Below are 24507 nucleotides of genomic sequence, written 5' to 3'. Positions count from 1 at the left end.
GTCTGGCGAACACCCGGTCCTCAGTCTCTCGCCACCCGCACCTCCCCGCCCGTCCCTCCCGTCCCACCGACCGCGAGCTCCCCGTCCCGGTCGGTGCGCAGCACCAGCGCCCCGCCCTCCCGCAGCGCTGCCACGGTCGCCGGCGCCGGGTGGCCATAGGGGTTGTCGGCGCCGCACGAGATGAGCGCCACCCGGGGAGCCGCGAGCCGCATCAGCCCCGGGTCCTGATAGGCCGAGCCGTGATGGGCCACCTTCAAGACGTCCACACCGGCCAGCTCGGCCGCCGCCGGTGACCGCGCCAACGCCTGCTGGGCCGGCGGTTCGAGGTCGCCCAGCAACAGCAGCCGCAGCCCGCCCGAGCGCACCAGCATCGCGACGCTGGCGTCGTTCGGACCGTCGGGCTCGGGCACCGGGCCCGGCCAGGCCGGGGTCTGGGTGTCCCAGGGCGGCCGGATGCTCGGTGGGGGCCACAGGACCCGCCAGGCCAGCGCCCCGACACGCCGTTCCTCTCCTGCTACGGCCCGTGTGACCGGGATGTGCCGCGCCGCCGCCTCCCTTCTGACGAACTCGGCCTGGTCGGCGGGCTCCTCATAGCCCGTGGTCTCGATCGCGGCCACCGAACGGCCCCGCAGCACCCCGGGCAGTCCCGCCACATGGTCGGCGTGGAAGTGGGTCAGGACGAGAAGCGGGATGCGCGTGATGCCCAGCTGCCGCAGACAGTGGTCGACCAGCGCCGGATCGGGGCCGGCGTCCACGACCACCCCGGCACCGTCGCCCGCCGCCAGTACGGTCGCGTCGCCCTGTCCGACATCGCACATCGCGAACCGCCACCCCGGCGGCGGCCAGCCCGTGATCACCCGGGTCAGCGGCGCCGGCCGCACCACCGCCAGCAGGAGCAGCACCCCGAGCAGCCCGCACCACCACGGATGCCGGGTGAGCCGCCGCCCGGCCAGGACGACGGCGACAGTGACCGCCGCAAGCAGCAGCGCTCCCGGCCAGCTCCCCGGCCAGTCCACTCCCGCGCCGGGCAGCGCCGCCCCCGTCCGGGCCACACCGGCGATCCACTCGGCGGGCCAACTCGCACACCAGGCCAGCGCCTTGGCCGGCGCCGTCGCCACCGGAGCCGTCATGAGCGCCGTGAACCCCAGCACGGTGGCCGGTGCCACCGCCACCTCGGCCAGCAGATTGCACGGCACCGCCACCAGGCTCACCCGCGCCGACAGCACCGCCGTGACCGGGGCGCACACCGCCTGTGCCGCGGCAGCCGCTGCCAGCGCCTCCGCGAGCCTCGGCGGCACCCGGCGCCGCCGCAGCGCCTCGCTCCAGCCCGGTGCCAGGACGAGCAGCGCGCCGGTGGCCAGCGCGGAGAGCAGGAAGCCGTAACTGCGGGCCAGCCACGGGTCGTAGAGCACCAGCAGCAGAACGGCCGTGGCCAGTGCCGGGATCAGGGATCTGCGGCGCCCGGTGGCCAGGGCCAGCAGCGCGACCGCACCACAGGCGGCGGCCCGCAGCACACTGGGGTCGGGCCGGCACACGACCACGAATCCCAGCGTGAGCACTCCGGCGAGCAGCGCGGTCGTCCGCAGCGAGAGCCCGAGGCGCGGGGCGAGACCTCGGCGTTCGACCAGCCGGGCCAGTCCGGGCGGCCCGATGAGCAGCGCCAGCAGGACGGTGAGGTTGCTGCCGGACACGGCGAGCGTGTGCGCCAGGTCCGTCTCCTTGAACGCCTCGTCCAGTTCGGGCGTGATCCGTGCGGTGTCCCCGACGACCAGCCCGGGAAGGAGCGCCCGCGCGTCCTCCGGCAGACCGTCGGTGGCCTCCCGCAGCCCGGCCCTGAGCCGTCCCGCGAACCGTTGCGGCCCACTGGGCCCCGCCACGATCCGCGGCCCCGGCCGGCCACGCACCCGCAGCACAGCCGCGGTTCGCTCCCCACCCGCCAGCGCGGGCGCCAGCCGTCCGCCGACCCGCAGCCGCGTGGACGGCAACAACCCGAGCCAGGCATCACGAGCACCCTGCCTGCCCCACGCACCCGGCTTGTCCTGCGCGCCCCTCGCGCCCTGCTCACCGTGGTCGCCTTGCGAACCCCGCGCAGCCCCCGCGCCCAGGCCAGTGGATCGCGCCGCGTCACCCTCTGCCGGAGAGCCGCCGTTGCGAGCTGCCGTTCCTCGCGGTGCCGGAACATCCGCGTCGACGACCAACAGCACCGGAGTCCGCGTCCGCACACTCGTCCCGTCGCTCTGTTCGACGCGCCGCACCTCCGCCCGGGCCAGTACGGCCGGCGGCGCGGCATGATCGCCGCGCACCCGTGGCCGGCTCAGCCAGGGGTCGCCGCTCACCTCGACGTCGGCGGTCACGGTCGCGTACCGCCGGGCCAGCTCGGGTACCGGCCCGCGCCGCAGGTCCGCCCCGTGCAGTCCGGCAGAGGCGGCCGCCGCGGCGACGCACAGCAGCACGGCGGCGATCGAAGCGCGGGCCCATGCGAATCGCCCGCGCGGCCGCCCGGCCTGCGCTCTCCGCGTGACCTGTCCGGCCGGTACGGACTGTGCAGGCTGTGGGGCGCTCCGCGCCGCCAACAGGGCGAGCCCGCCAACCAGGCAGACGATCGCGATCCCGGCCGTCCAGCCCGCCGGGGTGTCCAGCGTCAGGGCCGCCGTGCCCCAGGCCGCGAGCGCGGGCGGCACCAGACGCAGGTCCATGGGCCCCGCCCGATCGCCGCGAGCGGCGGTCCCGTCTTCCCCGGTGTCACGGACTACGGCGCCGCTGGCCTCGGGGTCTCCTGACCGCTCGCCTCTCCGCCGGGCATGCGCGAGTACGCCGGTCCTCCCGCGCCTCGGCGGCCCGTCGACGATCGAGCGGCTCATGGCCGTACCAGGTTCCGCAGATCGCTGAAGCGGCGGTCGCCGATGCCGTTGACCTCGCGTAGTTCGTCCACCGAGCGGAAACCGCCGTGCTGGCTCCGGTAGTCGATGATGTGCTGAGCGAGGACCGGGCCGACTCCCGGCAGCGCGTCGAGCTGGTCCGCCGTGGCCGTGTTGAGGGAGACGGGCGCCGCGGGGCCCGTGCCGGCCGCTCCGGAGGCGGGCCCGGTCGACGGGCCGGGGGGAGGCACCGCCCCGGCGGGCGCGCCGACGACGACCTGTTCGCCGTCGACCAGGAAGCGGGCCCGGTTGAGCCCTTCGATGCTCACGCCGGGACGGACACCGCCCGCCACCCGCAGCGCGTCGGCCACCCGGGAACCCGCCGGCAACCGCTGGATCCCCGGGTGGCGGACCTTGCCGCTGACATCCACGACGATCTGCCCGCCCGGCGTCGCCGAACCGCCCGCACCCGCACCGGCGGCCTTCCCGTCGTCTTCCTTCTTGGTGTAGTGCGTGTCCGACTTGGCGTAAGGCGCCTGCGCGCGCACCACTTGAGGCGCGCTCACGGACTCGGTCCGCCCGGCCCAGAAGTGCTGCACGGCGAACACCGCGGCCGCCAGGAGCACCACGGCGAGCGCCACGACTCCCCGCCGCTCCACCCCGCACCGCGCCTGCAACCACACCGGCATCCGCTCCCGCAACGCCGGCCCAAGCCGCCCCCACCAGCCGGGGCGTACGGGGCCGGGTAGCCCCAACGGGTTTACATCCCCGGGTGGTTCCGGGGCGTAAGTCGGGTTCGGTACCGAAGTCGGCATCGGTGTCGGCCCGCCGGCCGGCACGGCGTGCGATGGCTCGGTCGGCGCAGGCACGACCGTGGCCGTCTTCGCCCTCGCCGGGCTCAGCCCGGGCGCCCGACCCGTGACCGATGCCGCAGCCACCTCCGTCGTCGCCTCGGTCGTCGCCCCGGTCGCCGCCTCGGTCGCCATCGTGGTCGCCGGGCCGGCGGTCCCCTCCCCGTCCGGCGGGCCGTTCCCCGACTCCCGCCGTCGCACGGCTCGTTCACCGAAGAGGAGTTCCGCTCGGCGGCGCAGTTCCTCGGCCGGCGCCGGCGGGCGGTGGCGGGCACGGCCGCGGTCGATGCCACGGCGGTGGCGGATGCGGCCGTCGGAGGTGGGGCCACGGCCGGGGCCACTGGTCGGAGTCGCTGTGCGGGAAGGTGATCGAAGAGCCATGCGACGAGGATGGGACATCCCGCCGATTCGCGATGATCTTGGTCAATTCCCGTGAACAAAAGCCCCGTTGTGGATAACTCCGCCACCCGTACGAATGACTGGCTCAGCGAGGTGAGATCACCGCTCCGAGCAGCCCGGGACCGGTGTGTGCCCCGATCACCGCCCCGACCTCGCTGACATGGAGGTCGGCCAGGCCCGGTACCCGTTCCCGCAGCCGGACGGCGAGCGCGGCGGCACGGTCGGGGGCGGCGAGGTGATGGACGGCGATGTCGACCTCGGCATCGCCCGCCCGCTCGGCGGCGATCTCCTCCAGACGCGCGATGGCCTTGGACGCCGTGCGGACCTTCTCGAGCAGTTCGATGCGGCCGCCGTCCAGCTGGAGCAGGGGTTTGACGGCGAGTGCGGAACCGAGCAGGGCCTGTGCGGCTCCGATGCGGCCGCCACGGCGCAGATAGTCGAGAGTGTCGACGTAGAAGTAGGCGGACGTGCCCGCGGCGCGCTTCTCGGCGGCCGTGACGGCCTCGTCCGCCGTGCCGCCGGCTCCGGCCGCCTCGGCTGCGGCGAGCGCGCAGAAGCCGAGGGCCATCGCGACCATCCCGGTGTCCACCACCCGTACCGGCACCGGCGCCTCGCGGGCCGCGAGGACCGCCGCGTCGTAAGTGCCCGACAGCTCGGCGGACAGATGCAGCGAGACGATGCCGCTCGCGCCGGACTCGGCGATCCTGCGGTAGGTTTCCGCGAACGTCTCGGGGCTCGGGCGCGAGGTGGTGACGGGACGCCGCTTCTGCAGCGCCTGGGCCAGGGAGCGGGTCGAGATCTCGGTGCCCTCTTCGAGTGCCTGGTCGCCGAGGACCACGGTCAGGGGCACCGCGGTGATGCCGTGACGCTCCATCGTCCGCGGCGGCAGGTAGGCCGTTGAATCGGTGACGATCGCGACATGGCGGGACATGAGCTGGAGGTTACCTGCCGTAGTGCTCGTGCGGCAGCCCGGCCCCCAAGGTGGGGGCGGGAGCGGCCGGGTCAGGTGGTGTTCTCGGGGCGCGGCTTCTTCTGCCAGGGAGGGGTGAGACGCGGCGACGGCGGGGTGATCGCCTGACGTGCCTGATCCTCGGCGGACGTACGCGAGCGGGCGTGCAGGGCCGCCGGGCCGCCGGATGTGGACGCGGCGGATGCGTCGGGCTGCGTTCCCTGCGCCGGTCCGGGACCGGCCGGTGTCCAGTGGCGCAGGGCGTCGGCCTCGATGTCTATCTGGTCGCTGAGCGCGCCCAGATCGTCGTCGACGAAGCGGCGCGCCCGGTCGCGGACCGCCCAGCGCAGTGAGTCCGCGGACTTGGTGACGCGTTCGGTGCGGCTGCGCAGCTCGGGCAGCCGTGCGCCGAGCTCGGCCCGGTCCGGCTCCGACTCCAGCCGTCTGAGGTCGGCGTCCAGCTCGTGCCCGTGTGCACTGAGCCGCTCGAAGAGGCCGAGGGACTCCTTCAGCGACTCGTCCTCGGCCACGCCCGCGCGCAGGGCGTCCTGGGTGGCACGCATGGAGGTGCGCAACGCGAGTCTCAGCTGCGCGATCTCGGCGGCCGGGCCGATCTGGACGAACGACTTGGCGCGCAGCGTGTGGTCCTCGACGGTGCGGCGGGCCTGCTCGATCGTCCGGTCCACCCCGCGCTTGGCGGCGCCGACCGCCTTGACGGTGGCGTACGCGCCCAGGCCGACGAAGAGCACGAAAAGCAGGGCGAACACGGCGATCACTGCTTCCACGACGCTCCTCCTCCGGCAGGTGCGGCACACACCGCTGCGCTTTCCACGGTAAACGCAGCGGGCAGGCCCGGAGTTCCAGAAAAACCCCGAACCTGCCCGTAGGGGAGTACCCCGAGACTGCCCGCTCCGGTGGCCTGGCGGTCACGCCGGAACGATGTTCACCAGCTTCGGCGCCCGGACGATCACCTTGCGGATGCCCGCGCCGCCCAGCGCCGCGACGACCTTCTCGTCGGCCAGCGCCACATTCTCCAGCTCCTCCTCGGAGATGGCCGGCGGCACCTCCAGACGGGCCTTGACCTTGCCCTTGATCTGCACGACGCAGGTCACGGTCTCGTCCACGACGTACTCCGGGTCGGCGACCGGGAAGTCCTGGTGGACGACCGAGTCGGTGCGGCCCAGCTTGCGCCACAGCTCCTCGGCGATGTGCGGGGCCAGCGGGGCGACCATCAGCACCAGCGGCTCGGCCACCGAACGCGGCACCGCGGCGCCGGCCTTGGTCAGGTGGTTGTTCAGCTCGGTGACCTTGGCGATGGCGGTGTTGAAGCGCAGGCCCTCCAGGTCCTGGCGGACACCGTCGATCGCCTTGTGCAGGGCGCGCAGGGTCTCCTCGTCGGGCTCGGCGTCGGTGACGGTGACCTCACCCGTCGCCTCGTCGACGATGTTGCGCCACAGCCGCTGCAGCAGCCGGAACTGGCCGACCACCGCGCGCGTGTCCCACGGCCGGGACACGTCCAGCGGACCCATCGCCATCTCGTACAGGCGCAGGGTGTCGGCGCCGTACTCGGCGCAGATCTCGTCCGGGGTCACCGCGTTCTTCAGGGACTTGCCCATCTTGCCCAGCAGACGGGTGACCTTCTCGCCCTGGTAGTAGTACGCGCCGTCCAGCTCCTCGACCTCGGCGGCCGGCACCGCGATGCCACGGCTGTCGCGGTAGACGTAGGCCTGGATCATGCCCTGGTTGAACAGCCTGTGGAACGGCTCGGCCGACGACACGTGCCCCAGGTCGTACAGCACCTTGGACCAGAAGCGCGCGTACAGCAGGTGCAGCACGGCGTGCTCAGCGCCGCCGACGTACAGGTCGACACCGCCGTGCGGCTGGCCCTCGCGCGGGCCCATCCAGTACTGCTCGATCTCGGGGTCGACCAGCTGCCGCTCGTTGTGCGGGTCCAGGTAGCGGAACTCGTACCAGCAGGAACCCGCCCAGTTGGGCATGGTGTTGGTCTCGCGGCGGTACTTCTTCGGCCCGTCGCCCAGGTCCAGGGTGACGTTGACCCACTCCTCGTTGCGCGACAGCGGGGTCTCGGGCTGGGTGTCAGCGTCGTCCGGGTCGAAGGTGCGCGGGCTGTAGTCCTCGACCTCGGGCAGCTCCAGCGGCAGCATCGACTCGGGCAGCGCGTGGGCGACGCCGTCCTCGTCGTAGACGATCGGGAAGGGCTCGCCCCAGTAGCGCTGGCGGCTGAACAGCCAGTCGCGCAGGCGGAAGTTGACGGTGCCCTCGCCGATGCCCTTGTCCTGCAGCCATCCGGTGATGCGGGCCTTGGCCTCGACGACGCCCAGGCCGTCCAGGGAGACCTCGTCGCTCGCGGAGTTGACCAGCGTCGCGTCGTACGAGACGAAGGCGTCGTCCCAGGACACGGTGTCGGTGCCGCGGCCGTCGGTCGGCTCGACCACGCAGCGGATCGGCAGCTCGAAGGCGCGCGCGAAGGCGAAGTCACGGGTGTCGTGCGCCGGGACGGCCATGATCGCGCCGGTGCCGTAGCCCATCAGTACGTAGTCGGCGATGAAGACGGGGATCTGCTCGCCGTTGACCGGGTTGGTCGCGAACGCGCCGGTGAAGACGCCGGTCTTGTCCTTGGCCTCGGCCTGGCGCTCGACGTCGGACTTCGAGGCGGCCTGCGCGCGGTAGGCGGCGACGGCGTCGGCCGGGGTGGCGTGTCCGCCGGTCCACACCTCGTGCGTGCCCTCGGGCCAGGCCTCGGGGGTGAACTTCTCGACCAGCGGGTGCTCGGGCGCCAGCACCATGTAGGTCGCGCCGAACAGGGTGTCCTGGCGGGTGGTGAAGATCGTGATGTGCTCGCCGTCGATCGGGAAGTCGACGCGGGCGCCCTCGCTGCGGCCGATCCAGTTGCGCTGCTGCAGCTTGATGGCCTCGGGCCAGTCCAGCGCCTCCAGGTCCTCCAGCAGCCGGTCGGCGTAGGCGGTGATGCGCATGTTCCACTGGCGCAGCTTGGCCTTGAAGACCGGGTAGTTGCCGCGCTCGGAGCGACCGTCGGCGGTGACCTCCTCGTTGGCCAGCACGGTGCCCAGGCCCGGGCACCAGTTGACCGGCGCGTCGGAGGCGTAGGCCAGGCGGTACTCGCCCAGGACGTCGGCGCGCTCGCCGGCGTTCAGCTCGCTCCACGCGCGCGTGGTGCCCGGAATGGCACGCTCACCGGACTCGAACCGTGCGATCAGCTCGGAGATGGGGCGGGCCTGCTTCGCCTCGTCGTCGTACCAGGAGTTGAAGATCTGCAGGAAGATCCACTGGGTCCACTTGTAGTAGTCCGGGTCGATCGTGGCGAAGGACCGGCGCTTGTCGTGGCCCAGGCCCAGCCGGCGCAGCTGGGCCTTCATGTTCTCGATGTTGGCCTCGGTGGACACGCGCGGGTGCGTACCGGTCTGCACGGCGTACTGCTCGGCGGGCAGGCCGAAGGCGTCGAAGCCCAGGGTGTGCAGGACGTTGTGGCCGGTCATGCGCTGGAACCGGGCGAAGACGTCGGTGGCGATGTAGCCCAGCGGATGGCCGACGTGCAGGCCCGCACCCGAGGGGTACGGGAACATGTCCATGATGAACTTCTTGGGCTTGGCGACCAGCTCGGGGTCGCCCGCCAGGTCGCCCCTGGGGTTCGGCGCCGCGTACGTGCCGTCGGCGTCCCAGAAGTCCTGCCAGCGTGCCTCGATCTCGGCTGCCATGGCGGCCGTGTAGCGGTGCGGCGCGGCCTCAGCCGACGTGGCGGCGGCAGCGGGGTTCGTCTCGCTCATGATCCTCAAAGCTCCATCGATCGTCTCTGCCTGCGGAAATGAAAAAGCCCCTCGCACAGGAGGGGACGCCGCGCCGATGCCGACCTCACGGTTCGACCCGGGGTCGGTACTGATCAGCGCGGCCCGCTAAGCAGAAGGCGTACGGCACGCATGGCGCTAGGGTACCGCAGGCCTTGAGCGAGCGGCGACGGCGACGGCCTTGAGCAAGCCGCGATCCGCTTCCGTATTCCATGTGGACATGCCAGGACCACAAGGGGAGCTGAACCAAGGTCAACGATTACTTCGCGTACCGTCCGCTAAGGGACATCGCCTCAGTCGCACTGTCCGTTGATAACAACGCAATAACTCAAACCCCCGTACTGATCGGTATGGCGCCACTTAGAGTTCGGCAGCGGGACCGCCTTCCCGAAACTGCTCGGAGTTGCCCCCATGAACCCTCGTCGTAGTACCAGCTCCCTCCCCAAACCTGGCCGCTCGGCCTATGGGGTGGCATCGGCTGTCGTCCTGCTGCTCATACCCGTGGTCGTGCTGGCCGGAGGCAACCAGTTCCGCGACTTCCTGAACTTCGGCGCGGGTGTGTTGTCCCTGGTCTCGCTCAGCTGCTCGGTGATCTGGGGCCTGTTCGCACAGGACCGGATCTTCCTGAACATCCGGCAGCGGATCGTCGGCCAGGCGGTGCACCGCACGCTCGGGGTGGCCTCGATCGCGTTCCTGCTGCTGCACATCACCACAAAGGTCGCACTCGGCCACACGAAGGCGATCGCCGCGGTCATTCCGTTCTCGCTCGGCGTCACGGGAATCGGCGGCCTGATCGGACTGGGTTCGCTGGCGGGCCTGCTGATGATCTTCGTGGGCGTCACCGGCGCCCTGCGCAGCAATTTCGCCACCCCGGCCCCGGTCGCCGCCCGCTGGCGCGCCATGCACATGCTCGCCTACCCGGCCTGGTGCGCCGCGCTGATCCACGGACTGTACGCGGGTCGCGCGGCCAAGCCGTTCTTCGTGATCTCCTACGGCCTGTCACTGCTGGGTGTGATGGCCGCCCTCGCCCTGCGCGCCGCCCCGCGCCCGGTCAAGCGCCGGGTCGCCGACCGGCTGGTGGCGCTGTTCGGCAGCTCGGAGCGGCCGGGACTCGAGGAGCTGGACGCGAGCCGTTCCCGGGCGGCCGAGCCGGCCCCGGCGGGCTTCGAGGGCCGGCGCGAGCCCAGGGCGGCCGCCGCCCCTTCCGCGCCGCTGTACCAGTCCCCCGCCGCCCCCGCGGCGGAACCCGCGTCGGGCTTCGCGGCCGCCTACCGCGCCGTCTCCACGCCGGGCCGCTCCCGACCGTCGTATCCGGCCGGCCAGACCGCACGCATGGACCTGCCGCTGGACATGCAGGCCACGGAGGCCATGCCGCGCGTGGACGGCGGCTCCAGCACCTCGGGCAGCTGGCCGATCCCGTCCCCGCCGCCGGTCGGCGAGGCCCCGCCATCCGCGTACGACCCGCTCCAGGACACTGGGCAGACCATTCCGGTCTACGGCAATTCGGGCACCGCTGCATACAGCGGAAGTGACATGTACGACACCGGTGAGACAAACGGCCTCTATGGCACGTACAAGGCCGGTGACACGTACAACAGCGGTCCCGCTACCGAAACGCTGCCCGGCGCGTCCTACGACACTCCGGGATCGGGCGAACCTTGGAACACGCCGTCCGGAGGCTTTAAGTGAACGAGGCCCTGCCCGACGTCCCAGAAGTCCGCGTGGTCGGACTTCCGCAGCTCACGTCGGGCTTCGACCTTGTGGAACGGCTCGACCTGCCCATGCACCTGAAGGTGCACGGGCCGCTCGACCCGCTCGGCGGCGAGCAGCTCGCGCAGCTCGCCGAAGGCATCAACCTCAGGGGCCGCGGCGGCGCGGGCTTCCCCTTCCACAAGAAACTGCGCTCGGTCGCCGAGTCGGCGATCAAGCGCGGGGTGCGGCCGGTCGTCGTGGTCAACGGCAGCGAGGACGAACCGGCCTGCCGCAAGGACACGGTGCTGATCAACCGCGCCCCGCATCTGATCCTGGACGGCGCGCTGCTGTGCGCGGAGGCGCTCGGGGCGCGGACGCTCGTGGTCGGCGTCACGCGCGAGTCGACGCAGCGCTCCATGGAGGCCGCGCTCGCCGAACGCGGGCTGAGCAACAGCCGTAGATCGGCGCTACGCGCGTGGGTGCAGCGCAACCCGGTGCGGATGGTCACCGGCGCCGCCGCCTCGCTGATCCGCTCGGTCGACGGCGGCCCGGCGATCCCGCCCGGCCGCAAGATCAGCGCCTCGCAGAGCGGTGTCGGCGGCGCGCCCACGCTGCTGTCCAACGCGGAGACGTTCGCGCAGCTGGCCATCGCCGCCCGCATCGGCCCCGAGCGCTACGGCAACACCGGCCTGTACGACGAGCCGGGCACCGTCATGCTCACCGTGTCCGGTGCGGTCGCCCGCCCGATGGTGATCGAGGTCCCCACGGGCGTGCCGCTGCGTTACGTGCTGCAGCTGGCGGGTGCCCCGCCGGTGCCGCAGGGCGTGCTGACCGGCGGCTACCACGGCAAGTGGATCGACGCGGCGACCGTCGACGAGGCGATCGTCTCCCGCAACTCGCTGGACGCGGTGGGTGGTTCGCTGGGCGCGGGCGCGATCCTGCCGATCAGCCAGGAGACCTGCCCACTGGGCGAGTCGCTGCGGGTGGCGCAGTGGCTGGCCGAGGAGAGCGCGGGCCAGTGCGGGCCCTGCTACCTCGGACTTCCGGCCGCCGCGCGCGGCATGGAGGACATCCTCAACGGCGGCGGTCCGGCCGCCCTGGAAGCGCTGAAACAGGTCGCGAAGAACGTCAAGCGCCGTGGCGCGTGTTCGCATCCGGACGGCTCGGCGATGTTCCTGGAGTCGACCATCAAGGCGTTCACCGACGACCTGGCCGCGCATGTGCTCGGAAACGGCTGCGGACGGCCCGTTGAGGGCGTTCTGCCGCTCTTCGAGGGAGGCAGGGCCCCTACGGGCATCCCGGGCGGCGGAGAGCCCGAGGAGACCGGCGCGAGCCGTCAGAAGATCTACGTCGACTGGACGCTGTGCCGGGGCCACGGACTGTGCGCCGACATCCTCCCGGAGGTGTTCGAACTCGGCGCCGACGGTTTCCCGACCGTCGCCCAGGCGCAGGTGCCGCGGTACGCGGAGGCGAAGGCGCTGCGCGCGGTGCGCCGCTGCCCGGCGCTCGCCCTGCGCATCGAGGAGGACACGCGCGGGCAGGCGCCGTCGCGCAACCTTCCGGTCGTCTCCCAGGGCCGCGGCCGGCGCGCTCTCGGCCGCTGAGTACACGAAGGGCGTCACCCGGGTCGGGTGACGCCCCTTCGTTCGACTGCGACTCTCCGGACGCAACACGCCGAAGGCGGACCATCCGTCGGGATGATCCGCCTTCGACTTCTGTGGAGCTAAGGAGAATTGAACTCCTGACCTCCTGCATGCCATGCAGGCGCTCTACCAACTGAGCTATAGCCCCTTGTTTTGTTGTTTCGCCCGGCTCCCCCGGCGACGACGTAAACATTACAGGTCCGGGGACGCGGCGCCAAATCGATTTCAACTTCACACCGATACGGTTATTAATGTCTGGTTTTGTGAGCGTGATCGCGTCGTCCGCAGCCCATCGCCAGGTGCCCGTCGGACTGGGCGTGTGCCTGGCCTCCTTCGCGGTGTTCTGGGCCGCACAGCGGGCCGCGCACGTGTCGATGATCGATCTGATGGTCTACCGGGCCGAGGGCGCCACCGTGCGCGTCGGCGGCGACCTCTATGCGCGACGGCCGCGCACCTGCCCACCACCTACCCGCCGTTCGCCGCTCTGCTCTTCACACCGCTGACCCTGCTGGACACCGCGCCACTGCGCGTGCTGGCGACGGCGGGGAACCTCGCGCTGCTGGTGGTCTTCGTACGGCTGTCGCTGAAACTCGTCGGCTACGCGCGTGTGGATGCCGTCTGGTGGATCGCGGCGCCGGCCGTGTGGTGCGAGCCGGTGTGGACGACCCTGCGCTACGGCCAGATCAATCTGCTGCTGGCCGTCCTGGTGCTGTGGGACCTGACCCGCCGCCCCGCCGGCGGCTACGACCGCTGGACAGGAGCGGGTCTGGGGCTGGCGGCGGCGGTCAAACCGACGCCCGCTGTTCCCGGTGTTCCTGCTCGTGACGGGTGCTGCAGCCCGCCTGCGAGGCGGGGACGCGACGCCATGGTTGCGGCACGCGCGCGGGGCGGCCGTCGCGTTCGCCGCCGCGACCCTGGTGGCGGCGGCCGTCCTGCCGTACGACTCATGGCGGTTCTGGACGGACACGGTGTTCCGCGCGGGCCGGGCCGGTCTTGCCGAGGACACGGCCAACCAGGCCCTGCGCGGCGTTCTGGCGCGCGTTCTGCACACGCCGGCCCCGGGAGCCCTCTGGGCCGCCTCGGCGGCCGTCGTGGCCGCTCTGGGTCTCGCGGCCGCCGTGGCGGCGGAGTTGCGCGCGGGACCGGGCGGTGTGCGCCTGCGCGGTCACCGCGCTGCTCATCAGCCCAGTGTCGTGGACCCATCACTGGGTGTGGTGTGTGCCACTCGTACTGCTGCTGTGGAAACACGGACACGGAGCAGCGGCCCCGGGCACGCTGCTGGTCTTCTGTTCGTACGTCCCCTGGTGGGTGCCGCACGGAACCGGGCGGCCCGAACTGCACCAGGGAGCCCTGGAATTGACGCTTTCGGCCCTCTACGCGGCAGCCGGGGCGCTGTTCCTCGTGCTGACCCGGACCTCGTCACCAAAACGCGACAGCGGCGCGCCCGGTATCAGGCGGTCACGAAGGAGTAGAACCGCTTGAGTGTGCAGTGCTCTTCCAGAAGGCGGCCGTAGATCGGCTCGCCCTCCAATTCCCGGTACGTCTCGATCGGGTCACCTTTTATGATCAGCGCCCGCGCGCATTCCTCGCACCAGTACTGGTAGTCGGGATTGATCGGCTCCATGTCACGGACGATCGGCGTACCGCTCCCACACCAGTCGCACTTTCGCCTGTGTGCACCCATCGATCAGCTCCAGCAGTGGCCGCAGGCCGTGCACACGTAGGAGATTCCGCCGTTGTCGCCGAGAACCTGGGCGACATGCGCGGAACCACAGGAAGGGCAGCTCAGCCGGGTGGTCGTGTCCCGTATCAACGCCGCACCGAGGAGGTGGCCGCCCTCCTCAAGGATGCTCGCAGGCATCGCTACTCCCTCCCGTCGGGCCGCGCCCCCTTCCGGCCGTTTGATTCTGCCACGGCCGGAGCAATACGGTCAGCGACGCCTCAGTACCAGTCCGGACACGGCGCCCGCCGCAGCCGCTGAGGCCAGCGCCCAGGCACACACCGAGAACGCCTCCGCAGAGGTATACGAGCGCAGAACACCGAATGACTCAAGCCGGTTCAGGAACAGTGTGCCGAAAGACGCCACCCCGATCAGCTGGCCTAGCTGGGTGACCGTCGCCAGCAGACCGCTGGCGTCCGCCGCGTCCTCGGGCCGCACGGTGGCGAGCGCGCCGGTGAGCGTCGGACTGAAGGCGAACGCCAGTCCGGCACCCAAGCCGGTGTACCCGGCGTACAGAACCGCTCCCCCGTCGCCACCCCCGCGCAAGGCCAGCCCCACGACGGCCACGGACGCCGCGGTCAGCGCGAACCCGGCCGCGGCCAGCGCCCGCTGCAGCCCGGCGGGCCACCTCCGCCACGTCAGGCTGACGATACCGAAGACGCCGGCGGTCGGGGCGAAGCTCAGGCCGGCCCGCAGCGCGCTGTAGCCGAGGCCGCCCTGGATGTGCAGGGTCAGTGCGAAGAGGAAGCCCGCGTTGACCGACATCACGGCGAGGATGCGGAAGACGGCCAGGCCGATGCCGGGGTGGCGCAGCACCCGGGGCGCGATCAGCGGGGCGCCGCCGCGCCGGGCCAGCCGGGTCTCGTACCCGCAGAACAGCGCGAACAGCACCACCGCGCCGGCCAGTGACAGCCAGGACCACAGCGGCCAGTCCTCCTCCTGCCCGAGCACCAGCGGCACCGTCAGCATCGACACGGCCGCGCCCAGCAGCACCAGTCCGGGCAGGTCGAGCGCACGGCCCCGCCCCCTCCCGCTCGCGCCGCCCAGCGGCAGTACCCGGCGGCCGAGTACGACCAGCACGGCGCCCACCGGCACGTTGACGAGGAACACCGGCCGCCAGCCGGTGCCGAACAGATCGGCGCTGACGAGCACACCGCCCGCGATCTGCCCGGCCGCCGCGCCGACGGCGAGGACCGTGGAATAGGCGCCGAGCGCCCGGGCCCGGGCCTCGCCGGTGAAGGTGCGCTGGATCAGGCTGAGCACCTGCGGGATGGCCAGCGCCGAACCGGCGCCCTGCACCAGCCGGAAGGCGATCAGTTCGGTCGCCCCCTGCGCCAGACCGCAGGCGAGCGAGGCCACGGTGAACAGGGCGACGCCGGCGAGGTGGACCCGACCATGGCCGAGCCGGTCGCCGAGCCGGGCGCCGGTGATCAGCAGCACGGAGTAGGAGATGGCGTAGCCGGCGACGACCAGCTGCAGGTCGGCGCCCGAGGCACGGAGTTCGGAACCGATGGTGGGAGCGGCGACGTTCACGATGAAGACGTCGAGGGCCGCCATGAACAGGGCGGTGAGCAGGACCGCGAGCAGCAGCCGGGGCCGGTTGTCAGTGCGGGGTGCTTCACTGTCGGTGACGGGTGATGCGGGACCGTCGGCGATCGAGGGGTCACTGTCAGTGGCGGGTGCTTCACTGATCGCAGGGTTCGCAGCGGGCGCGTTGCCCGGCCCGGTTCGGGATGTCGTCGTCATGGCACCGAGCGTGACGACGGTCCGGTACCGGTGCCGAGAGCCTGGCGATGCTGGTACTGCCAGCACCTGGCAGGGCCGGGTCCGGGTGCCGACGATGAGGACGGGGATGACGGGGGACGACGGGATGGCGGGCGATGACGAGGGTCGCACGATGACGACGAGCACGAGCAACACGACGAACACCACGCAGACGACGAGGACGGCGAACAGGGCGCGGACGGCGAAGACGCCCCGGCCGGCGAGCACTCAGCGCCGCAGGCCGGAGCTGGCTGCCTTCCTGCGCAGCAGGCGGGCGCGGGTGACACCGGCCGACGTGGGGATGCCACCGGGCCTGCGCCGGCGCACACCCGGGCTGCGCCGGGAGGAGGTCGCCCAGCTCTCCGGGGTTGGTGTGACCTGGTACACGTGGCTGGAGCAGGGCCGGCCGATCAACGCTTCGCCGCAGGTGCTGGACGCGGTCGCCCGCACGCTGCGGCTGGACGCGCCGGAGCGGGAGCATCTGTACCGGCTGGCGGAGGTGCCGTTCGAGGCGGAGCCAGGTGCCCTGGCCCGCCGGGTCGCCCCCGAGGTGCAAGGCATCATCGACGCCCTCGATCCCCTGCTGGCGGTGGTCTACAACTCGCGGTACGACATCCTGGCCGCCAACCCGGCCTACCGTGACCTGTTCGCGGTGCAGAAGGCCCGCGGGATCGGCGTGCCGAACGCGCTGTGGACGCTGTTCACGGTGGCGGACGAGGACTGTCCGGTGATGCACCGGGAGCGCGAGCTGCCGGTGATGGTGGCGACGCTGCGGTCGGCCTACGGCAGACACGTGGGCGAGCCGGCCTGGGAGGAGTACATACGCGCGCTGTCCGCGGCGAGCCCCTGGTTCGCGCAGCTGTGGGCGAGCGGTGAGGTGATACCACCGGGCCCTCGGGTGAAGACGTTCCGTCACGCGGCGGTGGGCGACATGCGGATGACCTCGCAGTCCCTGTCCATCGACGGGATGCCCGAGTGCCGGATCGTCGCCTACACCCCGGAGGACGAGGAGTCACGCGAGAAGGTCACGTTGCTGCGGGAGCGAAGAGAGCGGCTGTGGCCGCCGGCATACACAACAGAAAATCCCGCCCCCTGAGGGGACGGGACCTTCAACACCGATCTTTGACAACTCAACAGAGTGTCGATCAGTGGAGCTAAGGAGAATTGAACTCCTGACCTCCTGCATGCCATGCAGGCGCTCTACCAACTGAGCTATAGCCCCTCGGGTTCTTCCCGCTCGGCGGGGCGAACAAGAAGAACTTTAGCCTGTGACCTGCCGGAAAGTGAAATCCGGGGTCCGCGAGCCTCCGGACGCTCAGTCGTCGTCGCCGAGGACCGGCTCCGGGAGGGTGCCGGCGTTGTGCTCCAACAGGCGCCAGCCGCGGGCGCCCTCACCGAGCACGGACCAGCAGCAGTTGGAGAGGCCGCCGAGGCTCTCCCAGTACCCGGCTTCCAGGCCGAGCAGCCGGCCGATCGTGGTGCGGATGGTGCCACCGTGGCTGACGACGACGAGGGTGCCGTCCTCGGGCAGCTTCTCGAGGTGCCGCAGTACGACGGGCGCCGCGCGGTCGGCGACCTCGGTCTCCAGTTCGCCGCCGCCACGGCGGACCGCCTCGCCGCGCTTCCAGGCGGCGTACTCCTCGCCGTAGCGGGCGATGATCTCCTCGTGCGTCAGCCCCTGCCAGACGCCCGCGTAGGTCTCGCGCAGGCCTTCCTCGCGGGTGATGTCGAGGCCGGTGAGGGCGGCGAGCTCGGCGGCCGTGTTCGCCGCCCGCTGCAGGTCCGAGGAGATGATCGCGTCCGGGCCCAGGGAAGCGAGCAGCCGGGCGGCGCGCCGGGCCTGGCCGATGCCGGTCTCGGTCAGCTCGACATCCGTGCTGCCCTGGAAGCGGCGCTCGACGTTCCAGGCGGTCTGGCCGTGCCGCCACAGGATGATGCGGCGGCCGCGGTTCTTGCGGTCGGTCACCTCGCCGGTGGCGCTCATCACCACTCCCTGCCCGGCTCCTGCTCGGCCTCGACGGCCTGCAGCTTCGCGTGCTCCTCCGCCTTGCCGCGGGTGGCCTTGGCGTCGGCGGGCAGCTCCAGCTCGGGGCAGTCCTTCCACAGCCGCTCCAGGGCGTAGAAGACCCGCTCCTCGCTGTGCTGGACGTGCACGACGATGTCGACGTAGTCGAGCAGGATCCAGCGGGACTCGCGGTCGCCCTCGCGGCGCACCGGCTTGGCGCCGAGTTCCTTCAGCAGGCGCTCCTCGATCTCGTCGACGATGGCCCTGACCTGGCGGTCGTTCGGCGCGGAGGCCAGCAGGAAGGCGTCCGTGATCGACAGCACGTCGCTGACGTCGTAGGCGATGACGTCGTGGGCGAGCTTGTCGGCCGCCGCCTGGGCGGCGGTGTTGATGAGATCAAGGGAACGGTCGGTGGCGGTCACTACGAAGCTTTCCGGTCGGCGGTCACTGGATCTCAAGGGTCTCACGGACCGCCCGGCGCACCCCACGTGATTACGGTGGCACGTGGGGTGGCCGGGACCCGGTCAGGAACCGGCGGGCTTGTAGTCCTGGCCGAGGACGACCGAGACGTCGGCACCGGAGGACACCGTGCCCTTGGCCACGGAGCCGGCGGGCAGGCCGAGGGTCTTGGCGACCTCAGTGGCGTCCGACTTGTGGGAGGCGTCCGAGTAGAGCACCTTCGAGGTGGCCTGCGCGCCGGAGGCGGTGCCGCCCTCCAGGAAGGTGAAGCCGCCGTTGAGCAGCACCACGCGGGCCTTCTCCGAGTCGTCCTTCACCCCGGTGGCGTTCTGTACGGAGACCCGGACCGCGGAGCCGGCGTCGGGGCTCTTGGCGGTGCCGCCGAGGATGTCCTTCACCACGCTGTCGCTGGTCTTCGCGCTCAGGGTGCCGTCGGCCTGCACGGGCAGCAGGGCGGTCTTGTAGGCGCCGCTCTTGGCGAGGTCGGCGAGCTTGGCGAGGAAGGCGCCGAGGTCCTTGTCGGTGAGCGGCGGGTCGAGGATCTGCGCAAGGGTCTGCACGGTCGTCGTGGCCGCCGCGGGGTCGGAGGACATCTTGCGCAGCACACCCTGCATGACCTGGCCGAACCGCTCCAGCTGGGCGTTCTGGGCCTCGCCGGCGGCGCGGTAGGTGGCGTAGGCGACGGCCATCTTGCCGCTGAGGGTCTGGTCGCTGCCCTTGTGGACGAGGGGTTCGGCACCCTTCTTCTTGGTGTCCGGGTCGGGCACGTCGGTGTTGGTGTCGATGTCGATGTTGCCGACCAGGTCGACCAGGTTCTGCAGGTAAGGGGTGTCCAGGCGCCAGGTGCCCTGGATGTCGGTGCCGAGGACGGTGTCGAGCTGGTCGCGGGTGCCGGAGGAGCCGTCGTCGTCCACCGACTTGGCGAGGGTGGTGGTGGAGCCGTCGTCGCCGCTCAGGGCGAGGGAGTTGGGCAGCAGCACGGTGCTGCCCTGCTTGGTGGTGGTGTTGTCGACCAGCAGCGCCGTGGAGGTGCCGCCCTTGCCGGTGTTGTGCAGGTGGACGACGATCACGTCGCGTTTCTGGGCGCCGACAGGAGTGGCCGCACCGGGCTTGGAGGCGGAGGAGGACAGGCCCGGCAGCTTTCCGGCGTACCAGAGATAGCCGACGCCGCCGACGGCGACGAGGGCGAGGACGACGAGGAGGGCGATGATCCGGCTGCGGGCGCGGCGGCGGGCCTCCTCGCGGCGCTCGGTGCGGTTCTCGGTGAACTTCAGCCAGTCGATGACGTCCTCGGAGTTGCCGTCCGGCTCCTCGACGAAGGCGAACTGTTCGGTGTGGTAGTCCCGGTCGCCGTCGTCGTGCGGCCGCTCGGACTCCGCCGGGGCGTGCGAGCGCTGCGCCGGGCCGGCCTGCTGCGGGATGTGGGCGGTCTGCTCGGTGACCCGGGGCTGCTGTCCGCTGTTCGCGGCCCGCCCGTAGGGGTCGTGGCCGGCGGGGTGCTGGGTGCCGGTGCCGTAGGGGTCGTACGGGGCCTGGGAGCCGTAGGGGTCGTACCCGGGTGCGGGCCGGCCGGGGTCGTAGGAGTTCACCGGCGGCTGCTGGCCGGTGGCGTACGGGTCGTAGCCGTAGCCCTGCTGCTGGGCGTACGGGTCGTAGGTCGCCTGCTGAGCCTGCGGTGCCTGCTGTGCCGGGACCTGCCGGTACATGGGCCGGCCGTACTCGTCGTAGCCGACGATTTCGTACGGGCCGGCGCCGTAGCCGCCGTCACCCGCGTCGTATCGGTCGTTCACCGGTGCCCCTCTCGGCTCACTCGCCGCGGTACAGCTCGCGCTTGTCGATGTAGCGCACGACTCCGTCCGGCACCATGTACCAGATGGGTTCTCCCTTGGCGACTCTCGCACGGCAGTCCGTGGAGGAGATGGCCAGCGCCGGTACCTCGACGAGCGAGACGCCGCCTTCCGGCAGACCGGGGTCGGTCAGATGGTGGCCGGGCCGGGTGACGCCGATGAAGTGCGCGAGGGAGAACAGTTCCTCGCTGTCCCGCCAGGTCAGCAGCTGCGCGAGGGCGTCGGCGCCGGTGATGAAGAACAGGTCCGTCTCGGGGTTGAGAGCGCGCAGGTCGCGCAGGGTGTCCACGGTGTAGGTGGCGCCACCGCGGTCGATGTCGATGCGGCTGACGGAGAACTGCGGGTTCTCGGCGGTGGCGATGACCGTCATCAGATAGCGGTCCTCGGCCGGGGAGACCTTGCGGTGGGACTTCTGCCACGGCTGGCCGGTGGGCACGAACACCACCTCGTCCAGCTGGAACTGCGCGGCGACCTCGCTGGCCGCCACCAGGTGCCCGTGGTGGATCGGGTCGAAGGTGCCGCCCATGACGCCCAGGCGCCGCTTGCCCGTGTGGGCGGGGCCGTGGCCCGGCCGGTGCTGCCGGTACTGCGGGTGCTTGACCGTGTCGTCGGCGGTCTCGTAGTCCGGACCGGTAGGCATGTCCTGCTCTCCCATGCGTGCAGACCCTACCGGCCCGGCCTCTGGCGTCCGGCCGGGGACGGGGTCCCGGCTCAGCGGTCGCGGTTGAAGCGGGTGGTGATCCACAGCAGGAGCAGCAGGATGGCGAGGGCGCTGCCGCCGGTGACCGCCGGGTTGAGGCTGTTGTGGTGGCCGCCCTCGGCAAGGGTGACCAACTGGGCTGCGGTGCTGGGAAGGCTCATCTTCGGCAGGACCTAACGCGTGTGGGCGGGATAAAGATCTCGGCTCATCGTATGCGGGCGCCCCCTCGGCGATCACGCCGACTCCACCGTTCGGGCCGGGCGGGGAACTTTCGCGCGCTGTCAGTCGTCTTTCCGCTTGTAGCCGCGGAGCAGGAACCAGGCGGTCAGTACACAGCCCAGGATCATCACGATCAGGACGATGCGGAGCAGATTCCCCGCCCCGTGCTGCTGGACGGCGCTCGCGGCGGCCTCGGTCAGCCGGGCGGCTGCGGGGTGGTGCTCCATGAGTGGACTCCTTCGGCTGTACTGCCCGTCCACGGTATCTCCGCCTAGGCTGGGCTCCGCTTCGGGGGCACAGTGGTACTCACACGAGCACATGGGGGAAGACATGTCCGACGACGGCCAGCAGCAGACGGGGCACGAGCGCGTGCCGAGCAGGCAGCGCAGGCGCTTCCCCGGGATCTCCTCGCGTGCCTACGAGCATCCGGCCGACCGCTCCGCCCTGGTCGCGCTGCGCAAGCTGAGCGGATTCGACACCGTCTTCAAGGCGCTCAGCGGGCTGCTGCCCGAGCGGAGCCTGAGACTGCTGTTCCTGTCCGACTCGGTGCGCGTCTCCGAGCGGCAGTTCCAGCATCTGCACGACATGCTGCTGGACGCCTGTTACGTCCTGGACCTGGAGAAGGTCCCGCCGATGTACGTCAACCAGGACCCGCAGCCGAACGCGATGTGCATCGGCCTGGACGAGCCGATCATCGTGGTCACCACGGGGCTCGTGGAACTCCTCGACGAGGAGGAGATGCGGGCGGTCGTCGGGCACGAGGTGGGACACGCGCTGTCCGGTCACTCGGTGTACCGCACGATCCTGCTGTTCCTGACCAGCCTCGCGCTGAAGGTCGCCTGGATCCCGCTGGGCAACTTCGCGATCATGGCGATCATTACGGCGCTCAGGGAGTGGTTCCGCAAGTCGGAGCTGTCCGCGGACCGGGCGGGGCTGCTGGTGGGGCAGGACGTCCGGGCCTCGATGCGCGGCCTGATGAAGATCGCGGGTGGCAACCATCTGCACGAGATGAACGTGGACGCGTTCCTGGAGCAGGCCGAGGAGTACGACTCCGGGGGCGATCTGCGCGACTCCGTGCTGAAGATCCTGAACGTGCTGCCCCGCTCGCACCCCTTCGCCACGATCCGTGCGGCCGAGCTGAAGAAGTGGGCCGAGTCCCGGGACTTCCAGCGGATCATGGACGGCCACTACCCGCGGCGTGACGAGGACAAGGACACCTCGGTCAGCGACTCCTTCCGCGAATCGGCGGCCAGCTACGCGAGCGACGTGAAGACCTCCAAGGACCCGCTGATGAAGCTGGTCACGGACCTCACGGGCGGCGCCGGCGACCTCGGCGGCCGGGTCCGCCGCGGCTTCGACGGCTTCCGCAGCCCGCCCCCGGCAAAGGGAGGCCCGGCGGACGCCCCTCAGGAGGGGTGACACCAGCCCGTCCGACCGACACCGTCTCCTCTCGCCCGCCCCACTGACACCCGGCTTCTCTCCCCCGCCCCACTGACACCCGGCTTCTCTCCCCCGCCCCACTGACACCCGGTTTCTCTCCCCCCGCCCCACTGACACCCGGGCTTCTCTCCCCCCGCCCCAACCGCACCAGCTCTCCGTTTCCACCCGCCTCCCCCACAGCGGCCAGCTGTCCTTTCCCACCGCAACGGCGCCCATCCACGGCGGCGGGATACGGCGGTGCCGAACCCTCCTCGGCCCGACGAGTCCATCTCGGACCACCCGGAAAACCCCACGAGTGCCCGAACCGCCCCACGATCACCCCGGCCGGCCCCGAGAACTCCCCCGCTCAGACCTTCGGCTGAGCCCCAGCGGCCAGCGTCCCGCACAGGGCAGTGGGGCTGTCCGTCTCGTAGGGGTCGGTGCCCGCGGGGCCGCCGGTGCGAGCCGTCTGGCCGGCCAGGAGGGGGCGGAGGTAAGACGTGGAGTCCTCGGCGCAGGCGAGAGGGCCCGCCTGGACGTAGGACGTGACCAGCTGAACCTGGTGGGTGCGCAGGTCGTCGCGAGTGAAGCGGAAGGTCAGCTCGCGGCGGACGGTGAACAGGGACACCGGCGCGTTCGCCGCGGCGCCGGTGGGGCGAAGGGCGTAGACGAAGGTGTGGTCGGCGGTGACCTCCAGCGTGCCCGAGTCGCTTTCGGTTGCCTGCAGGTCGCCCTGGACGCGGATCCGGTCGTCGGCGAGCTGGGCGCGGGAGGGATCGAGGCGGACCAGCCACCCGGTGGGGGCGTGCCGGCTGTCCGCCGCCGGGTGGTCGAAGCTCTGGTCGAACTGGTCGAGCTGGTCGGCGTCGACGAGGGACCGGGCGGGTCGGACCTGGCGGCCGGTGAGCACCTCGGGGTAGAGCGAGGAGCGGACGATGTAGTCCTTGGCGGTGGTGAGCGCGGTCACCACCTGGCTGTCGGAGAAGTGGGCGGTGTTGCGGGAGGCCGGCAGGGGGACGCCCTCGGCGCCGACCTCGTACTGGGCGGCGGGGCTGTGCGCGTACAGGTACTCGGCGTCGGCGGTGCCGGGCACCTTGCCCGTCGGGGCGAGGGGGATCACGGTCATCCGCAGGGGCTCGGCGGGGCGCCGGGTCTGCGGGGCGCCGTAGGGGTGGCGTACGCCCATGTAGATCGCGGTGCCGAAGGCGACGGCGATCAGCAGGACCAGGATCAGGGCCTGCCGGGTGAGTCCGCGGTGCAGGGGCGGGCGGCGGCGTACGGCGGGCGCGTGGTCGGCCATGCGCTCCTTGGCGGAGTACTCCTGGAGCCGGGCAGCACGGACGAACGACTCGTCGAACACGACGGATCGGTACTCGTCCTCTCCACCTCCGGGGCCGCCCTCGGGTGTGCCCTCCGGTGGGTCTCCAGGCCCGCCCATACTTTCAGAGTAGGTCGCGTAGGCCTCAGGTAAACGCCCTGCTACACGACAACTTCTGACAGGTGCTCACCAAGAACGAACGCGGGCGTTCAGGGGGAGCGCGGGATGGCCGAGGCGGCCGGCTGGGAGGTGTCGGCGGAGACGGAGGGCGCGGCGGCGCTGCCCTGTTCCAGGCCGGTCGGAGCGGGCGCGGGGACCCCGTCACGGGTCTCGGCGGAGCCGCCCCGGTAGACGGCGGCGAAGGCCAAGGCGACCATGCCGATGCCCATCACGACGGCCAGCACCCAGGCCACGGGGCGGTGCCAGCGGACCTGTTTGCCGTATCCCCCGAAGTGGCGGTCGCCGAGGACGTAGGTGTCCTCCAGCTCGTCGTCGTCCGGATCTTGGCCGAATTCGGTCCCCTCGGGGCCGTAGGCGTCGTCGTAGCGCTCGCCTCGGGCGTGGGCGCGGCGGGCCTCCGCCTCGGAGGCCTCGGCTCTGGCCTGTGCGGCGGCAAGGAGGCGTTCGACGGCGGTCGGCTCATGGACCGTGGCCGCCTGCACGAAGGCCTCGTCGAAGACCACGGAGGCGAACTCTTCGTCCGACACCCCGTGGTCGTGGTCGTCGTCGGGCTCCCAGCCGTCAGGGAACGGCGTGCCCCCCACGTCCTCCGGCACGCATCCAGAGTAGACCTGGGGGGTCAATTTGGGCAGACGGTATGGAAATTCGTCTGACTGGTGA

The 24507-nt window shown here is 71.5% G+C and carries 20 protein-coding genes, 2 tRNA genes and 1 pseudogene; 5 read left to right on the top strand and 18 right to left on the bottom strand.

Translation table 11 applies throughout. The features are described 5' to 3' along the window. Nucleotides 1–20: 20 nt before the first annotated feature. The 5 genes from AB0M27_RS23930 to leuS all read right to left on the bottom strand — a co-directional run bounded on the left by AB0M27_RS23930 (nucleotide 21) and on the right by leuS (nucleotide 8863). Nucleotides 21–2696, bottom strand: coding sequence for a ComEC/Rec2 family competence protein (locus AB0M27_RS23930; protein WP_365723898.1), 2676 nt, complete (start codon nucleotides 2694–2696; stop codon nucleotides 21–23). A 161-nt stretch (nucleotides 2697–2857) separates the two neighbouring features. After that, the gene (locus tag AB0M27_RS23925; RefSeq protein WP_365723945.1) at nucleotides 2858–3997 is read right to left on the bottom strand and encodes a ComEA family DNA-binding protein; all 1140 of its coding nucleotides are present in this window, start codon (nucleotides 3995–3997) and stop codon (nucleotides 2858–2860) included. 196 nt (nucleotides 3998–4193) lie between these two features. Then, entirely contained in the window at nucleotides 4194–5039 is an 846-nt protein-coding gene (locus AB0M27_RS23920) for a DegV family protein (RefSeq protein ID WP_365723897.1), read from the bottom strand. A 71-nt stretch (nucleotides 5040–5110) separates the two neighbouring features. Then, complete coding sequence (locus AB0M27_RS23915; RefSeq protein WP_365723896.1) at nucleotides 5111–5842, bottom strand: hypothetical protein; 732 nt, start codon at nucleotides 5840–5842, stop codon at nucleotides 5111–5113. A gap of 141 nt (nucleotides 5843–5983) precedes the next feature. Then, nucleotides 5984–8863 (bottom strand): leucine--tRNA ligase, encoded by a 2880-nt coding sequence (gene leuS, locus AB0M27_RS23910; protein WP_365723895.1) that lies wholly within the window; start codon nucleotides 8861–8863, stop codon nucleotides 5984–5986. 429 nt (nucleotides 8864–9292) lie between these two features. Between leuS and AB0M27_RS23905 the strand changes: the two genes are divergently transcribed. Further along, nucleotides 9293–10570: a cytochrome b/b6 domain-containing protein gene (locus AB0M27_RS23905; RefSeq protein ID WP_365723894.1), complete on the top strand. Its 1278-nt coding sequence runs from the start codon at nucleotides 9293–9295 to the stop codon at nucleotides 10568–10570. Next, the gene (locus AB0M27_RS23900) at nucleotides 10567–12177 is read left to right on the top strand and encodes an NADH-ubiquinone oxidoreductase-F iron-sulfur binding region domain-containing protein (RefSeq protein WP_365723893.1); all 1611 of its coding nucleotides are present in this window, start codon (nucleotides 10567–10569) and stop codon (nucleotides 12175–12177) included. The genes AB0M27_RS23905 and AB0M27_RS23900 overlap by 4 nt, the downstream gene beginning before the upstream one ends. A gap of 114 nt (nucleotides 12178–12291) precedes the next feature. Here AB0M27_RS23900 and AB0M27_RS23895 read toward each other — a convergent pair. Then, nucleotides 12292–12364, bottom strand: a tRNA-Ala gene (locus AB0M27_RS23895). A 103-nt stretch (nucleotides 12365–12467) separates the two neighbouring features. Here AB0M27_RS23895 and AB0M27_RS23890 point away from each other — a divergent pair. Then, a pseudogene (locus AB0M27_RS23890) lies at nucleotides 12468–13698 on the top strand (glycosyltransferase 87 family protein). On the opposite strand, the gene AB0M27_RS23885 reads toward AB0M27_RS23890, so the two are convergent. The 3 genes from AB0M27_RS23885 to AB0M27_RS23875 all read right to left on the bottom strand — a co-directional run bounded on the left by AB0M27_RS23885 (nucleotide 13667) and on the right by AB0M27_RS23875 (nucleotide 15511). After that, entirely contained in the window at nucleotides 13667–13900 is a 234-nt protein-coding gene (locus tag AB0M27_RS23885; RefSeq protein ID WP_006136074.1) for a hypothetical protein, read from the bottom strand. The pseudogene AB0M27_RS23890 and the gene AB0M27_RS23885 overlap by 32 nt on opposite strands. A gap of 3 nt (nucleotides 13901–13903) precedes the next feature. Continuing rightward, nucleotides 13904–14077, bottom strand: coding sequence for a hypothetical protein (locus AB0M27_RS23880; protein WP_351797802.1), 174 nt, complete (start codon nucleotides 14075–14077; stop codon nucleotides 13904–13906). Between the two features lie 69 nt (nucleotides 14078–14146). Next, a complete protein-coding gene (locus tag AB0M27_RS23875) occupies nucleotides 14147–15511 on the bottom strand; it encodes an MFS transporter (RefSeq protein WP_365723944.1) in 1365 nt (454 codons plus the stop codon). Nucleotides 15512–15833: 322 nt separating this feature from the next. Between AB0M27_RS23875 and AB0M27_RS23870 the strand changes: the two genes are divergently transcribed. Continuing rightward, nucleotides 15834–16796 (top strand): helix-turn-helix transcriptional regulator, encoded by a 963-nt coding sequence (locus AB0M27_RS23870; protein WP_365723892.1) that lies wholly within the window; start codon nucleotides 15834–15836, stop codon nucleotides 16794–16796. 53 nt (nucleotides 16797–16849) lie between these two features. Here the strand turns inward: AB0M27_RS23870 and AB0M27_RS23865 are convergent. The 7 genes from AB0M27_RS23865 to AB0M27_RS23835 all read right to left on the bottom strand — a co-directional run bounded on the left by AB0M27_RS23865 (nucleotide 16850) and on the right by AB0M27_RS23835 (nucleotide 21157). Continuing rightward, nucleotides 16850–16922: transfer RNA gene (locus AB0M27_RS23865), tRNA-Ala, on the bottom strand. 93 nt (nucleotides 16923–17015) lie between these two features. Beyond that, nucleotides 17016–17684, bottom strand: a complete 669-nt coding sequence (locus AB0M27_RS23860; RefSeq protein WP_365723891.1) for a histidine phosphatase family protein — start codon at nucleotides 17682–17684, stop codon at nucleotides 17016–17018. Further along, nucleotides 17684–18127 (bottom strand): ribosome silencing factor, encoded by a 444-nt coding sequence (gene rsfS / locus AB0M27_RS23855; protein ID WP_365723890.1) that lies wholly within the window; start codon nucleotides 18125–18127, stop codon nucleotides 17684–17686. The genes AB0M27_RS23860 and rsfS overlap by 1 nt, the downstream gene beginning before the upstream one ends. 102 nt (nucleotides 18128–18229) lie before the next feature. Continuing rightward, on the bottom strand, nucleotides 18230–19954 hold the full coding sequence (locus AB0M27_RS23850) for an LCP family protein (RefSeq protein WP_365723889.1): 1725 nt from the start codon (nucleotides 19952–19954) through the stop codon (nucleotides 18230–18232). Nucleotides 19955–19970: 16 nt separating this feature from the next. After that, nucleotides 19971–20666, bottom strand: a complete 696-nt coding sequence (gene nadD / locus AB0M27_RS23845) for a nicotinate-nucleotide adenylyltransferase (protein WP_365723888.1) — start codon at nucleotides 20664–20666, stop codon at nucleotides 19971–19973. 56 nt (nucleotides 20667–20722) lie between these two features. After that, entirely contained in the window at nucleotides 20723–20872 is a 150-nt protein-coding gene (locus AB0M27_RS23840; protein WP_365723887.1) for a hypothetical protein, read from the bottom strand. A gap of 120 nt (nucleotides 20873–20992) precedes the next feature. Then, the gene (locus tag AB0M27_RS23835) at nucleotides 20993–21157 is read right to left on the bottom strand and encodes a hypothetical protein (RefSeq protein WP_351797790.1); all 165 of its coding nucleotides are present in this window, start codon (nucleotides 21155–21157) and stop codon (nucleotides 20993–20995) included. Between the two features lie 103 nt (nucleotides 21158–21260). On the opposite strand from AB0M27_RS23835, the gene AB0M27_RS23830 reads away from it, so the two are divergent. Then, nucleotides 21261–22349 (top strand): M48 family metallopeptidase, encoded by a 1089-nt coding sequence (locus tag AB0M27_RS23830; protein ID WP_365723886.1) that lies wholly within the window; start codon nucleotides 21261–21263, stop codon nucleotides 22347–22349. 367 nt (nucleotides 22350–22716) lie between these two features. Here the strand turns inward: AB0M27_RS23830 and AB0M27_RS23825 are convergent, their stop codons facing one another. Both AB0M27_RS23825 and AB0M27_RS23820 read right to left on the bottom strand, forming a co-directional pair. Further along, nucleotides 22717–23787, bottom strand: a complete 1071-nt coding sequence (locus AB0M27_RS23825) for a hypothetical protein (RefSeq protein WP_365723885.1) — start codon at nucleotides 23785–23787, stop codon at nucleotides 22717–22719. A gap of 89 nt (nucleotides 23788–23876) precedes the next feature. Next, nucleotides 23877–24470: a hypothetical protein gene (locus AB0M27_RS23820; RefSeq protein ID WP_365723884.1), complete on the bottom strand. Its 594-nt coding sequence runs from the start codon at nucleotides 24468–24470 to the stop codon at nucleotides 23877–23879. Between the last annotated feature and the right edge of the window lie 37 nt (nucleotides 24471–24507).

The organism is Streptomyces sp. NPDC052107 (assembly GCF_040680215.1).
GTDB lineage: Bacteria > Actinomycetota > Actinomycetes > Streptomycetales > Streptomycetaceae > Streptomyces.
The sequence above is the reverse complement of the archived record's forward strand: the minus strand, read 5'-3'. Positions and strand labels throughout refer to the sequence as shown.